This window comes from Mesorhizobium sp. M0052 (assembly GCF_040323255.1).
Classification (GTDB): domain Bacteria; phylum Pseudomonadota; class Alphaproteobacteria; order Rhizobiales; family Rhizobiaceae; genus Mesorhizobium.
The window spans coordinates 177,689-190,981 of record NZ_JAMYUS010000011.1; the positions used below are offsets into that span (position 1 = coordinate 177,689).

Sequence of the window (13,293 nt, forward strand, 5' to 3'; positions counted from 1 at the left end):
CTCCTACCAGCGTCACGGCATGGATCCTCGGGTCTCCGCGACGGAGCTTCGCTCCTGCTTCGCCCGTGGATGACGAAGGTGGGGAGGCACCGGCCAATCACCACTGTTTGCGCGACTTCGCTGAACGGAATGGCGGCGGTCGCGAACCAAGGCCTATCCGCATGAAAAGCCCCATCTCGATCAAACGCGGCGCGGTCGCCGCGGCGTTCATCGACCTCCAGGAAGAGCATCGGCAGGACAAGCGCTATCTGGTCGAAGGTTTTGGCGAGGTGCTGGCCAACGTCCAGCGCCTGCAGGCGGCGGCGCGGCGCAACTTCGTGCCGCTCTATCACTGGATCTATGTCGTCGATACCGCCAAAGCGCGTCCGTTCCATCCGCTCGACGCCGACGGCAAGTCGGCTTTTTCCGACAAGAGCGATCCGCTGACGGAAATCTGCCCGGAAGTGGCGCCCGCGGCCGGCGAGACGATGCTGGTCAAGACGCAGGCCAGCGCCTTCGGCGGCGGGCCTGCCGCAACCGAACTCAAGGCGCGCGGCATCGAATGGCTGATCGTCGCCGGCGTCTGGACCGAGGCCTGCATCGATGCCACGGTGAAGGACGCGATCGCATCCGGCTTTCGTGTGCTTCTGGTCAAGGATGCCTGCGGCAGCGGCAGTGCCGCCATGCACCAGACCGCCATCCTCAACCTTGCCAACCGGCTCTATGGCGGCGCCGTCACCAACACGATAGACGCGTGCCGGCTGATGGCGGGCGACACCGTCGATGCATGGCGGGTCGAGGGCTCGGTGCCGCTGCGCTTCACCTTTGAAAACGCTGAACGGCTCTACGGCGAGCTCTGAGAGATGGGCACGGTCCACAAGCTCAAGATCGCCAGCCGGGGGAAATACGCCACCCTGCTCGACCCGGCGCTGTGGGAGTATATCGACCTGGTCAATGACTGGTTCCCGCCCGAAATCGCCGAACTTCCGATCGCCGAGCAAAGGTCGGTCTATGATGCGATGTGCCGCGCCTTCCATCAGGGTTATCCCAAGGGGGTTTCGGCCAGCGACGGCATCATCGCCGCCGATGAAGGACACGCCATCCCGATCCGCTACTATCGGATGGCGGGCAAGCCCGTGCGCGCCGTCATCGTCTACTATCATGGCGGCGGCTTTGTGCTGGGCGGGCTCGACAGCCATGACGACATCTGCGCCGAGATCTGCGCCGGCACCGGTTTCGACGTTGTCTCGGCCGACTACCGGTTGGCGCCGGAACATCCCCACCCGGCCGCCTTCGACGACGCGCTGACCGCGTTCGAATGGGCGGCGGTGACAACGGACCTGCCGATCGTGCTCGTTGGCGAAAGCGCCGGCGGCAACCTTGCCGCCGCGGTCGCGCACGCCTCGCGCCGCCACCTGCGCCGGGCGGTCGGCCAGGTGCTGATCTATCCCGGCCTCGGCGGCGACGAGAGTGCCGGCTCCTATGTCGAACATGCCGACGCACCGCTGTTGACACTGCGCGACATCGCGTTCTACCGCACCATTCGCGCTGCCCCGGCACAGTCGCCCGACGACCCGACTTTTTCGCCGCTGAGCGACAATGACTTCTCCGGCCTGCCGCCGACTGTCATCATCACTGCCCAGTGCGATCCACTGTCATCGGACGGCGAGACCTATCGCGACCGCATTGTTGCCGCCGGCGGCCGCGCCTGGTGGTATGAGGAGCCGCGGCTGGTGCACAGTTTTCTGCGCGCCCGCAAAAGTGTTCAGCGCGCCGGCGAGGCGTTCGTGTGCACGCTTGCAGCCATCGCCGCCGTCGCCGTGCTCGGCAAGAACGACTGGCCATATTGAGGCGGCGAAGCGCTGATCTCCCCCTCGTGGGGGTTGAGGAGTGGTCCGCGTAGCGGATGGAAAGCCAATTGCTTGGCTTTCCGAACGACGAAAGCCGGCAGGCCAGAGGGGGCGTAAGGATCGCGGCCCTTCAATATCCTAAATCAACGCAACGATTATCTGCGATGATACTCCAGTCGGCAGACGGGATGGCGGGACAGCGCCCCCCTCTGTCCTGCCGGACATCTCCCCCACAACAAGGGGGGGAGATTGGCCATCTACCACTGCGGAGCGGTGCACAAGAATTGCGGAAAAGCGAACATTTCCCGGTGTCGGCCCGCTTTATCATCACCTGCTCAGGCAACGGCGCCCGATGATCGCATCCGCCCCCAGCGGAGGCGGACCGTCGGGGCGCCCAACAAAAGAGGGAACGACGATGAAATTCATGCTGACCGACCGCAATTTGCACCCGCAGGCCAAACCCGTTGCCGATGATTTCAGGAAAGGCGGCGTCAACCGGCGCGAATATCTCACCATCATGGCTGGCTTCGGCGTCAGCGCGGCCGGAGCACTGGCATTGGGCGGCCTCAGCGCGTCGCCCGCCCGGGCCGAGGAGCCGAAGCGCGGCGGCACCTTGCGCGTCGCCATGAACGTCAAGGGCTTCAAGGATCCACGTACTTTCGACGGCGTCGAAATGTCCAATGTAGCGCGCCATTGCAACGAATATCTGGTGCGCTGGAACCGCGACTTCACCTTCGAGCCGTGGCTGCTCGAAAGCTGGGAAACCAGCGACGACGCCAGGACGCTGACGCTGCATGTGCGCAAGGGCATCGCCTGGTCGAACGGCGACACCTTCAACGCCGACGACGTCATCCACAATCTCACCCGCTGGTGCGATGCTTCCGTCGCCGGCAATTCGGTCGCCGCGCGCATGGGCGCGCTGGTCAATGCCGACACCAAGACGCCGGTCGATGGCGGCATCGAGAAGGTCGACGATTTCACCGCAAAGCTCAATCTGCCGAAACCCGACATTTCGCTGATCGCAGGGATGGCCGACTATCCCGCGCTGATCATGCACCGCTCCTATGAGGGCGGCGACGATCCGATGAAGGCGCTCGCAGTCACCACCGGCCCTTGCGAACTGGTCAGCTGGAATGCAGAGACCAGTGCGGAGGTGAAGCGCAAGGACAAGCCCTGGTGGAAGGGCGACTTCTACCTCGACGGCATCAAATGGGTCGATTACGGCTCCGACCCCAACGCGATGCTGTCGGCGTTCGAATCCGGCGAGATCGACACCGACCATGAGACCGCGTCCGACGCCGTGTCGCAGACCGAGCAGATGGGCTTGTTGAATTCCGAGATCGCCACCGGCTCGACCATCGTTGCCCGCTTCAATGTCGGCAACGCGCCCTATGACGACGTCAAGGTGCGCCGCGCCGCCCAGCTTGCGGTCGACAATTCGGCCGTGCTGGCGCTCGGCCTCGGCGGCCGCGGGAAGCCTGCCGACAATCACCATGTCGGCCCGATGCACCCGGAATTTGCCGATATCGGCCCGGCCAAGCGCGACACGGAACAGGCCAAGAAATTACTCGCCGAGGCCGGCAAGACGGACCACGAATTCGAGCTGATCTCGGTCGACGTCGAATGGCAAAAGAGCACCGGCGATGCGATCGCCGCGCAAATGCGTGAGGCCGGCCTGAAGATCAAGCGAACCGTGCTGCCCGCCGCGACCTTCTGGAACGACTGGAGCAAATACCCCTTCTCCACCACCGAATGGCTGGGACGCCCGCTCGGCGTCCAGGTGCTGGCGCTGGCCTATAAATCGGGCGCCGCCTGGAACGAAAGCGCCTATGCCGACAAGGAATTCGACACGCTTCTCGACAAGGCGCTGGCAACGCCGGACGCCGCCCAGCGCAAGGAGATCATGGCCAGGATCGAGCAGAATCTGCGCGATTCCGGCATCATCATCCAGCCCTATTGGCGCTCCGTCTACCGCACCTACCGCAAGGGCGTGCAAGGCTGCGAGCAGCACCAGTCGCTTGAGCAGCACTTTGAGAAGGTGTGGCTGGAAGCATGATCCGTAAAAGCATTGGATACGATCCCGAAACGAACCAAGAACCAATACCGGTGAATTATTCGCCCCAAGCCTTGTCAGGCCTTCGGAAAATCGGCATTGCCTCTGAGCGGTTGCTAGCGTGGGTGGCACATGGCGATTTTCGACACCTTTTTCAAACGCCAGAAAAAGTTGCGTGGGGACGTTCCAGACGTTTTCACATACGACACTTTGCCCCCCGCCCTGCGCGTCCAGATCGTCCAGATTATGCATGAAATCCTGGGTGACCAATCCGCTTACGACGACTTCTACGGCAGAGGCGATTGGGTTCAAGAATCTTACAAAATTGTCACAACTATACTTAGAAAAGAAATGGGAGTATTTAAACTCCCTGTCAGCGAACAAAAACGACAACAATTACCTTAATGAAGTGACAATCTTTGTATTAAGCGAAACGGACACTGAGCAGTTCTTGAGCGCTATAGAAATAGTCTGTCGTTTGATCGAGAATAGAGCAAGCAAATATGACTATAGACATTTTTCCGAAAGAATTTCTTGCAAAATCGGCCATAGAAGAAATTAACGCCAGATTTAAAGAGCATGGCATTGGCTATGAGTACGATGGCGAGATTTTGCGAATAGACTCGCAACTCATCCATAGCGAAGCTGTCAAACCGGCGCTTTCCCTTTTGCAGGAAGCTCACTACGCAGGAGCCCAAGACGAATTCCTGAAGGCGCATTCGCATTACCGCAAAGGCGCCAGCAAGGAAGCAATGAACGAAGCGCTCAAGGCGCTGGAAAGTGTCATGAAAGCCATCTGTGAAAAGCGCAAATGGGCCTTTCAAAAAACGGACACAGCGGCAAAGCTTTTGCAGGTTCTGCTGGATCAAGGATTGATTCCGGCATTTTGGCAGTCGCATTTCAGTGCGCTGCGAACGACATTGGAAGCTGGCGTGCCGACGGGCAGGAACAAACTTAGCGGTCACGGGCAAGGTACATCGCAAACCGAGGTTCCGGATCACCTCGCCGGATACATTCTGAATATGACTGCGTCAGCGATAGTCTTTCTGGCAAAATCAGAGCAAGCATTGCCCTAATTGAGGACTAGGCTAGCGGCTTGTTGATTACGGCTCGCTATCTAGCATCACACATGGATCATTTCGACCTCGGCACCTATCGCCGCCCTATCTCCACCGCCTCGGCCGAGACGCAGCGCTGGTTCGATATCGGGCTGAACTGGTGCTACGGCTTCAACCATGAGGAAGGCATAAAATGCTTCGAGAAGGCGCTGGAGACCGATCCTGATTGCCCTTTCGTCCATTGGGGCATCGCCTATGCCGCCGGGCCTTTTTACAACCTCACCTGGAACGAGCACGGCAAGGACGAGGCAGACCGTGCGGCCAAACGCTGCTTCGACCATGTCCAGCTCGCGCGGGATGTGGCGATCACCTCGTCGTGCCTGTGTCGGACGAGCGCGGAGGCGGGGCCAAGCTGTTGTCACTGAAATCCCCGCCGCCCGACCAGCCGAGTTGGCTTCGCCTTCTAAGAGAAAATCTCCGCCAGTTCGTCTACGCTGGTGCCTTCCCTAACCTGGCGCAGTTCAACATGGGCGACCGCAATGGCCACCGATGCCACCGTGGACACGACCGTCGCGATAAGGACGCTTCCGATAGCGCCGAAAATCAGGGCGACCGTCGAGAGGCCGCTGAAGAAAGCGAAAATCAGGCCGATCAGCAAGGCAAACATCATCTGGAAGGCAAGCGCCGCCAAAAACAGGATCAGAAAGACACCGAACATCGGCCAGCGGCTGCCCTTTGTCAGAGCACGGCTGCGCGACATCGCGCCAAACATGCCAAGCCGCTCCTGCATCAGCACCGGCACGGAAACCGATATGCCGAGCAGCCACCTGATGCCGGCAACGAGCAACACCACGAAGGCAATGATCGCTCCGAAGATCGGCACCAACATTCCGGCGATGCCCATCACGATGAGGCCAAGGATCATGGCCAAAAAGACAATCAGCCCCACCCCAGCGTCGGGAATATGCTGCGCAAGGCTATCTGGATGCAGTCGCCGATCGCCGGGCGCTTGCCGTTCAGGTCCTCTATCGTCGCTTGCACCAGCGAGGACTGGAACAACAGCGCGCAAACGAAATAGATCAGGCTTAAAACGAGCGATAAGAACGAGCTGCTCATAATGACCCACTTCGCGCCGAGTGGAGGTGTGGCGATGTAGCCGTTGGGGCCGCCATTATTGAGCGCAACTGGGGGAGGACCAGGAAAAGCGCCGCCAAAGCAATCATCAGACCGGGATTGCGGTCGATCACGGCGAAGGTGTTGTTGAAAACCCTGCCGATCTGGAACTTCTCAAGCCGCGCCGAGGCCGTCGATGCCACGATTACCCCTTCCGGCCCGAGCTAGATCCCGGCCAATCGCGCCAACATGACTGGCTGTTCTCGGGCCAAAACCTTCGTTACGAGAAGATCTCCGCCAGTTCGTCGACGCTGGTGCCTTCCCTGACCTGGCGCAGCTCGACATAGGTGACGGCAATCGCCACCGAAATCACCGCCGAAACGATTGTCGACAGCAGGCTGCTTCCGATGGCGGCGGCAATGAGTCCGGTCGTGCTGATCCCGCCGCTCGCAATAGCAGCCTGAAACAGCAAGGTGAAAACCACTTGTAGCCCTATCGCAACAATGCCGAGGACCAGAAACAGCGCGAATATCCGCCAGCGGCTTCCCTTCGTCAGCGTCCTGCTTCGCGAAATCGAGGCGAAGACGCCAGGCCTTTCCTGAACTGCGACGGGCACAGCCACCGATATGCTGATCAGCCACATGGCTATGGGGATGAGCGACAGAAGTGCAATCACACCGCCGACGATGGGGATGGCCATGGTGATGACCGTTAATATCATCGCCACCAGAAACATTGCCACGATGATCACAAGACCAATTCCGAGCGTGGGGAGGAAGCTGCGCAGGGCTATCTGAATGCAATCGCCAATCGACGGGCGCTTGCCGTTCAAATCTTCGATTGTCGCTCGTACCAGCGCCGCCTGCGCCAGAAAGGCCAAGATCAGGAGCACCAGGCCGGCAATCATCGAAACGGCACCATAGCCCGCCATAGCCGATTGCTCGAAGCTCGCCCCAGGTACTGCTATCTTTGCAATCTGTCTAAAGCTCCAGATGTTGTACAGCAGCGCAGGCAGCGTCGAAAAAAGGCCGACGATGGCGGCAAGTGGGACGAAGCTGCGTCCGATTACCGAAAACGTATTGCTGAAAGCCCTGCCGACGCTGAACCGTTCCGGCCGCTCGCTCGCGATTGACGTCATGTTACATTCCCCCCGACTAATGGATACCCGAAATCAGAAAGTATAAATCACCGATATTGATACTTGCGGTTGCCGCCGCTTGCAATTGCCTTGGCGTATTGCCAGTGTCGGCCCGCGAACCGCAGGTTGCATGGGGGCGAAAAGGTGACTGCTGCACAGCCGGACGCTGCGCAAGCCGAATGGCTGGCCAAACTGCACAAGCAGTTGCTGTCAGACGATTCGATCCAGTTCGACCTGCCGGCCTACAGACCACCCGAGACACCCGAATGGCTGAAACCGCTGGGCGAGTTCCTGAAATGGCTCGGCCCGTACATGATCTACCTGTTCTGGGGCGCGGTGATCACAGGTGCCGCGATCATTCTGCTGCTGATTGTCCTTGAAGTGAAAGGCGTCGCCTGGCGCCTGCCCTGGTGGCGCAAAAAGAGCGTGACCGAGGCGGAAGGGATATGGCACCCCGACGTTGGCGCCGCGCAGATCCTGTTGTCGGAAGCCGATGCGCTCGCCGCCCGGGGCGAGTATGACGAGGCGGTGCATCTCCTGCTGCGCCGCAGCGTTGCCGACATTGCCGGCCGCCTGCCCGACTTTCTGCGCCCGTCGCTGACCGCGCGCGATATCGCGGGAGCGGCGTCGCTGCCAATGCGGGCGCGTGGCGCCTTTACCCAGATCGCGCGCATCGTCGAGGCCGCTCTGTTCGCGCGCCGGCCGGTCGGGCCCGAGGGCTGGCAGGAGGCGCGCAGCGCCTATGAGCGATTCGTCTTCAGGGATGCCTGGACGTGAGCGACGCGACAGCCGACATCGCCCAGCAGGAACCGTTCAGCCGCAGGACGCTGTTCTGGGGCATTTTTGCCAGCCTGCTCGCGGCGGCGGGCTTCTTCCTTTTGTCCACCTATGCGCCCGACTTCCGCCAGCCGAGCGTCGGCGGCGCAACGCCGTTGTCGAAGAGCGGCATTGGCTATGCCGGTCTGGCGCAATGGCTGAAGCTGACCGGCGAGCCGCCCTTGATGGCGCGGTCCGACAGCGATCTCGAGACCGAGATGCTGCTGATCGTCACCATTTCGCCCGACAGCGACCCGGATGCGCTTGCCAACATCATCAAGCTTCGCAAGGGCATGGATACGCTGTTCGTGCTGCCCAAATGGGCAACCTTGCCGCTGTTCCAGCACGAGGGCTGGGAGATGAAGATCCAGCGGCTGCCGGACGTCGTGGTCAACGACTGGCTCGCCCGGATCGCCAAGGCCAAGCTCGGCGAAGGTGAGACCACGGTCAAGCAACTCGACGTCTCAGGGCAAATGGTCAGCGTTCCCGACCAGTTGCAATGGGTGGCCGACGAACACCCGCTGATTGCCGCCGGCAACGGCAAGGCCGTGCTGACCGAGGTCGAAGACGAGCGGTTCTACATTCTGACGGACCCCGATCTCATCAATAACGCCGGCTTGAAAGATCCCGACAAGGCGGCGGCGGCGCTCAAGCTGATCGAGCTCCTGCAGCCCGAAGAGGGTGCTGTCATGTTCGACCTGACGCTGCATGGCGTCGGGCGAAAATACGATCTCGCCAAGCTTCTGGTCGAGCCGCCCTTCCTGGCGCTGACGCTGACCATCCTGGCGGCGGCGGCACTTGCCTTCCTGCATGGCCTTGGCCGGTTCGGGCCGCCACGGGCCGATCAGCGCGCCATCGCCTTCGGCAAACGCGCGCTGGTCGACACCACGGCGATGCTGTTGCGCCGCGCCGGCCGGCTGGAGGAACTGGGCGACCGCTATGGAGCACTGGCACGCGTACGCGCCGGCGCGCTGCTCGGCGCGCCGCACGGTTTGCAGGGCGAAGCGCTCGACCGCTGGCTCGATTCCCGCGATAAGGACGAAGCCGGCGGGTTCACGACCCGCCTGCAAGCTGCGAACGCGGCAAAGACCCTGACACAAATGCATGATGCAGCCGAAAAGCTGCACGACTGGACGGCAAGGAGGCTCGGTGAACGTCGATGATGTGAAGGCCCTGGCGACACAGATCAGGGAAGAGGTGGCCAAGGCCATCACCGGGCAACACGATACGGTCGATCTGATGCTCACGGCATTGTTCGCCGGCGGGCATATATTGATCGAGGGACCGCCGGGCACGGCCAAGACGATGACGGCGCGCTGCTTTGCCCAGGCGCTGGGCGTCGCCTATGGCCGCATCCAGTTCACACCCGACCTGATGCCCGGCGATATCGTCGGTTCCAACATCTACAATTTCCAGACCGGGCAGTTCACGCTGACGCGCGGCCCGATCTTCTGCGATCTGCTGCTCGCCGACGAGATCAACCGAACGCCGCCGAAGACCCAGGCAGCCCTGCTGGAGGCGATGCAGGAGCATGCCGTCACCTTCGACGGCACCACCCATGCGCTCGGCCCGAACTTCATGGTGGTGGCGACGCAGAACCCAATCGAGCACCAGGGCGTCTATCCTCTGCCCGAAGCCCAGCTCGACCGTTTCCTGTTCAAGCACCGGGTGAGCTACCCCGGCCCGGAAGAGGAAAAGGCGATCATCATCCACCATGGCGGCGGCACCGCCTCGCACGACATCAAGCAGTACGGCATCAAGGCCCAGGCCGACCGCAAGACGGTGGAAAAGGCGTTGGCGACCGTCGGCGGGGTCACGCTTGTCGACGACGTCGTGGACTATATCGCAAGGCTGGTGCGGGCCACGCGCGCCAGCCCCGATCTGGAAGTCGGCGCCAGCCCGCGTGCGGGCGCCATGCTGGCGAGAGCCGCACGCGCCCGGGCAGCGCTCGACGGGCGCGCCTATGTCATCCCCGACGACGTCAAGGCGCTTGCCGTGCCGGCGCTGCGCCATCGCGTTATCCTGTCGCCGGCGGCGCAGATCGACGGCCGCCTGGTCGAGCAGATCGTCACCGACCTTGTCGACCAGACGGAAGCGCCACGTTGATCTATCCGAGCGGCCGGGCAGTTTGGGGAGGTGCGGCAGGTGCAATACCGGCCTTCCTGATCGCGCTCGCACTGCCGTCTCTGTGGTATCTCGGCCTGTTGTGGATTTGCGTGCTGCTTGCTTTCCTGGCCGTGGACGCCGCCGCCGGACGCGGACGGGCTTCGCTGGATGCCAGCATCAATGCCCCGCCACAGGTCAGCGTCGGCGGCCAGTTCACCGTCCATGTCACCGCCGGGCTCAGCGGACGGCCGCGCGCCGTGCAGGCTCGTCTTGGCCATGACGAGCGGCTGGAACCGGTGGGCGGCACCGGCGGCGCATCGACCGCCGAGGCCGGCAGCGCATCGCTCGATCTCAGATTTCAGGCGCTGCGGCGCGGCATTGCCAGGTTCGATCGCCTGTGGGTGCGCTGGCGCGGGCCGTTCGGGCTGGTCTGGAACCAGGTGGTGCTGCCGATGGACGGCAAGGTGGCGGTGCTGCCCAACGTCAGCAGCGCCCGCGACGAGGCAATCACGCTTCTACAGCGCCAGTCGCTGCCCGACGGCCATGCGCAACGCCGCGCCGGCCAGGGCCGCGAGTTCGAGGCGCTGAAGGACTACCAGCCCGGCATGGGCCGGCGGATGATCGACTGGAAGCGCAGCGCCCGCCACGGCAGGCTTCTGGCGCGCGAGTTCCGCATCGAGGAGAACAACAACATCGTGCTGGCCATCGATAGCGGCCGGCTGATGTGCGAGCCCGTCGACGGCGTGCCGAAGGTCGACCGCGCCGTCACCGCCGCCTTGCTGTCGGCGTTCATCGCACTGAAGGGCGGCGACATGGTTTCCCTGTTCGGCTTCGACGCGAGGCCGCGCGTTTCCAGCGGCGCCGTGCGCGGCTCCGCCAGCTTCGCCATGATCCAGAAGCGGGCGGCGGAAATCGACTATTCCACGGAAGAGACCAATTTCACCCTGGCGCTGACGACCCTTGCAGCAAAGCTCGACCGGCGTTCGCTGGTGATCATCTTCACCGACTTCGTCGATCCGATCAGCGCCGAACTGATGCTGCGCACCGTCGGCCGGCTCACCGAACGGCATCTGGTGCTGTTCATGATGATGAAGGATGTCGAACTGGAGACACTGGCCGACATGCCGCCGGACGCACCGGAGGATGTGGCGCGCTCCGTCGTCGCCGGCGGGCTGCTGCGCGAAAGGCAGGTCGTCATCGGCAGGCTCAGGCTGCTCGGCGCGCATGTCATCGAAGCCGACCATCAGAGGCTCGGGCCGGCACTGGTCGAGCGCTATCTCGAGCTCAAGCGAGAGGATCTGTTGTGAACGCGCTGGTCGGCAAGGATGCGGTGCGCCAGTCGCTGGCGAGCTTCCGTTCGGAGCGCGAGGCCGACTGGAAGGCGTTCGAGGCGCTGCTTGCCCGGGTCGAGAAACGTGCGCCACGCACGCTGTCGGAAGACGAACTGCTGTCGCTGCCACTGCTCTACCGCTCGGCGCTGTCCTCGCTTTCGGTGGCGCGGGCGACGTCGCTCGACAATGCGCTGGTCAGCTATCTCGAAGCGCTTTGCCTGCGCGGCTACTTCTACCTCTATGGCGCACGTCGCGGCCTGCGGCAGCGCATCGGCGACTTCTTCCTGCATGACTGGCCACACGCCATTCGCGATTTGTGGCGCGAGACCTTGCTGTCGGTCGTCCTGACCTTTGTCGGCGCCGGCGCCGGCTACTGGCTGGTGGCCAAAGACAAGGGCTGGTTCGACGCCATCATTCCGCCGAGCCTGGCCGGCGGGCGCAACCCGGATGCCTCGGCCGAAGTGCTGCGGCAGGTGCTTTATGACGGCACCGAGAATAATTTCCTGTCGGGCTTCGCCGCCTATCTGTTCACGCACAATGTCCAGGTGGCGATCCTGGCCTTCGCGCTGGGCTTTGCCTTCGCGGTGCCGAGCGTGCTCTTGATCCTGATGAATGGCTGCCTGCTTGGCGCGATGTTCCAGATCTACGTCGCCAAGGATCTCGGCCTGGAGTTGGGCGGATGGCTGTCCATCCATGGCACCACCGAGATGTTCGCGATCGCCTTGGCGGGCGCCGCCGGCATGCGCATCGGCACGCGCTTCGCCTTCCCCGGCGAACTGACGCGGATGACGGCTGCTGCCGATGCCGGGCGCGTGGCCGCCACCACCATGGTCGGCGTGACGATCATGCTTTTGTTTGCCGGCCTGCTCGAAGGCATCGGTCGGCAGGTGATCACCAGCGACGTGACACGCTACGCCATTGGCGGCGGCATGCTGACGCTGTGGCTCTGTTATTTCTATGTGTTCAGGGTGGTGCGGCATGGCGACCGCTAGGCGTGCTACCGTCTCGACGATACGGCCGCTGATCACGCCGGAAGGGGTCGATCTCCGGATCAAGCTCGCCGATGCCGGCACCCGCGCCGCCGCCTTCCTGCTCGACTTTGTCATCATCATCGTCACGGCGATCGTGATCTCGATCATTGCACTGTTCGGGCTGGCCGGCCTCAAAGGCGAAGGCGCGCAGCCGCTGTTCATCGTCTGGATCATCCTGATCTTCTTCCTGCGCAACGCCTATTTCATCGTCTTCGAAGCCGGCCGCCGCGCCGCCACACCCGGCAAACGGATGCTCGGCATCCGGGTGGCATCGCGCAGCGGCGCCGGCCTGTCGATCGATCAGGTCATTGCCCGCAACCTGATGCGCGAGATCGAGATCTTCCTGCCGCTGTCGATCATCCTAGGCCGCAGCCAGATGGGGCTCGCCGACACGCTGTCGACGATCTTCGGGCTGGTGTGGACGCTGCTGTTTGCGCTCTTCCCGCTGTTCAACCGCGACCGCATGCGCATCGGCGACCTGCTGGCCGGAACCTGGGTGGTGGAGGCGCCCAAGCTGGCGCTGGTCGAAGACCTGTCGCAACGCCAGGATACCACCACCCGCGCCTTCCGCTTCACCCAGGCGCAGCTCGATGCCTATGGCATCGCCGAACTGCACAAGCTGGAAGAGGTGCTGCGCCGCGACGACTATTTCGCGCTGAAAGCCGTGGCCGAAACGATCGGGCGCAAGATCGGCATGACGATCGAGCCGGTCGATTCCAGGGCCTTCCTCACCGCCTATTATGGCGAGCTGCGGGCACAGCTTGAGCGCAAGCTTTTGCTGGGGACGCGTAAGGCGGATAAGTACCAGCGGTAGATCG

The 13,293-nt window shown here is 62.6% G+C and carries 14 protein-coding genes; 12 read left to right on the top strand and 2 right to left on the bottom strand.

Annotated elements, in window-relative coordinates; translation table 11 throughout:
• The first annotated feature begins 161 nt into the window (after window positions 1-161).
• From NKJ77_RS17115 to NKJ77_RS17140, 6 genes are all read left to right on the top strand, one after another.
• On the top strand, window positions 162-839 hold the full coding sequence (locus NKJ77_RS17115) for an isochorismatase family protein (RefSeq protein WP_352535501.1): 678 nt from the start codon (window positions 162-164) through the stop codon (window positions 837-839).
• Between the two features lie 3 nt (window positions 840-842).
• Window positions 843-1,829 (top strand): alpha/beta hydrolase, encoded by a 987-nt coding sequence (locus NKJ77_RS17120; protein WP_352535502.1) that lies wholly within the window; start codon window positions 843-845, stop codon window positions 1,827-1,829.
• A 415-nt stretch (window positions 1,830-2,244) separates the two neighbouring features.
• Window positions 2,245-3,885 (top strand): ABC transporter substrate-binding protein, encoded by a 1,641-nt coding sequence (locus tag NKJ77_RS17125; protein WP_352535503.1) that lies wholly within the window; start codon window positions 2,245-2,247, stop codon window positions 3,883-3,885.
• A 129-nt stretch (window positions 3,886-4,014) separates the two neighbouring features.
• On the top strand, window positions 4,015-4,287 hold the full coding sequence (locus NKJ77_RS17130; protein WP_031195464.1) for a hypothetical protein: 273 nt from the start codon (window positions 4,015-4,017) through the stop codon (window positions 4,285-4,287).
• Between the two features lie 98 nt (window positions 4,288-4,385).
• Entirely contained in the window at window positions 4,386-4,958 is a 573-nt protein-coding gene (locus tag NKJ77_RS17135; RefSeq protein ID WP_050589903.1) for an abortive infection family protein, read from the top strand.
• A 53-nt stretch (window positions 4,959-5,011) separates the two neighbouring features.
• Window positions 5,012-5,365 (top strand): tetratricopeptide repeat protein, encoded by a 354-nt coding sequence (locus NKJ77_RS17140; RefSeq protein ID WP_023831564.1) that lies wholly within the window; start codon window positions 5,012-5,014, stop codon window positions 5,363-5,365.
• 38 nt (window positions 5,366-5,403) lie between these two features.
• On the opposite strand, the gene NKJ77_RS17145 is transcribed toward NKJ77_RS17140, so the two are convergent.
• Window positions 5,404-6,066: a hypothetical protein gene (locus NKJ77_RS17145; protein WP_352535504.1), complete on the bottom strand. Its 663-nt coding sequence runs from the start codon at window positions 6,064-6,066 to the stop codon at window positions 5,404-5,406.
• A 267-nt stretch (window positions 6,067-6,333) separates the two neighbouring features.
• On the bottom strand, window positions 6,334-7,191 hold the full coding sequence (locus NKJ77_RS17150; RefSeq protein ID WP_031195461.1) for a hypothetical protein: 858 nt from the start codon (window positions 7,189-7,191) through the stop codon (window positions 6,334-6,336).
• A gap of 144 nt (window positions 7,192-7,335) precedes the next feature.
• On the opposite strand from NKJ77_RS17150, the gene NKJ77_RS17155 reads away from it, so the two are divergent.
• The 6 genes from NKJ77_RS17155 to NKJ77_RS17180 are packed head-to-tail and all read left to right on the top strand — an operon-like array spanning window position 7,336 to window position 13,289.
• Complete coding sequence (locus NKJ77_RS17155) at window positions 7,336-7,968, top strand: DUF4129 domain-containing protein (protein ID WP_023831562.1); 633 nt, start codon at window positions 7,336-7,338, stop codon at window positions 7,966-7,968.
• A complete protein-coding gene (locus tag NKJ77_RS17160; protein ID WP_023831561.1) occupies window positions 7,965-9,170 on the top strand; it encodes a hypothetical protein in 1,206 nt (401 codons plus the stop codon). The genes NKJ77_RS17155 and NKJ77_RS17160 overlap by 4 nt, the downstream gene beginning before the upstream one ends.
• On the top strand, window positions 9,157-10,113 hold the full coding sequence (locus NKJ77_RS17165) for an AAA family ATPase (protein WP_352535505.1): 957 nt from the start codon (window positions 9,157-9,159) through the stop codon (window positions 10,111-10,113). Before NKJ77_RS17160 ends, NKJ77_RS17165 begins: the two co-directional genes overlap by 14 nt.
• Window positions 10,110-11,420, top strand: coding sequence for a DUF58 domain-containing protein (locus tag NKJ77_RS17170; RefSeq protein WP_023826105.1), 1,311 nt, complete (start codon window positions 10,110-10,112; stop codon window positions 11,418-11,420). The genes NKJ77_RS17165 and NKJ77_RS17170 overlap by 4 nt, the downstream gene beginning before the upstream one ends.
• A complete protein-coding gene (locus tag NKJ77_RS17175) occupies window positions 11,417-12,436 on the top strand; it encodes a stage II sporulation protein M (RefSeq protein ID WP_023831560.1) in 1,020 nt (339 codons plus the stop codon). The genes NKJ77_RS17170 and NKJ77_RS17175 overlap by 4 nt, the downstream gene beginning before the upstream one ends.
• Window positions 12,423-13,289, top strand: coding sequence for an RDD family protein (locus tag NKJ77_RS17180; RefSeq protein WP_023831559.1), 867 nt, complete (start codon window positions 12,423-12,425; stop codon window positions 13,287-13,289). The genes NKJ77_RS17175 and NKJ77_RS17180 overlap by 14 nt, the downstream gene beginning before the upstream one ends.
• Window positions 13,290-13,293: the final 4 nt, after the last annotated feature.

Excerpts from the sequence above, each read along its gene's own strand:
- NKJ77_RS17180 (WP_023831559.1), top strand. The coding sequence starts at position 12,423 with ATGGCGACCGCTAGGCGTGCTACCGTCTCGACGATACGGCCGCTGATC.
- NKJ77_RS17115 (WP_352535501.1), top strand. The coding sequence starts at position 162 with ATGAAAAGCCCCATCTCGATCAAACGCGGCGCGGTCGCCGCGGCGTTC.
- NKJ77_RS17130 (WP_031195464.1), top strand. The coding sequence starts at position 4,015 with ATGGCGATTTTCGACACCTTTTTCAAACGCCAGAAAAAGTTGCGTGGG.
- NKJ77_RS17125 (WP_352535503.1), top strand. The coding sequence starts at position 2,245 with ATGAAATTCATGCTGACCGACCGCAATTTGCACCCGCAGGCCAAACCC.
- NKJ77_RS17140 (WP_023831564.1), top strand. The coding sequence starts at position 5,012 with ATGGATCATTTCGACCTCGGCACCTATCGCCGCCCTATCTCCACCGCC.
- NKJ77_RS17120 (WP_352535502.1), top strand. The coding sequence starts at position 843 with ATGGGCACGGTCCACAAGCTCAAGATCGCCAGCCGGGGGAAATACGCC.
- NKJ77_RS17135 (WP_050589903.1), top strand. The coding sequence starts at position 4,386 with ATGACTATAGACATTTTTCCGAAAGAATTTCTTGCAAAATCGGCCATA.
- NKJ77_RS17150 (WP_031195461.1), bottom strand. The coding sequence starts at position 7,191 with ATGACGTCAATCGCGAGCGAGCGGCCGGAACGGTTCAGCGTCGGCAGG.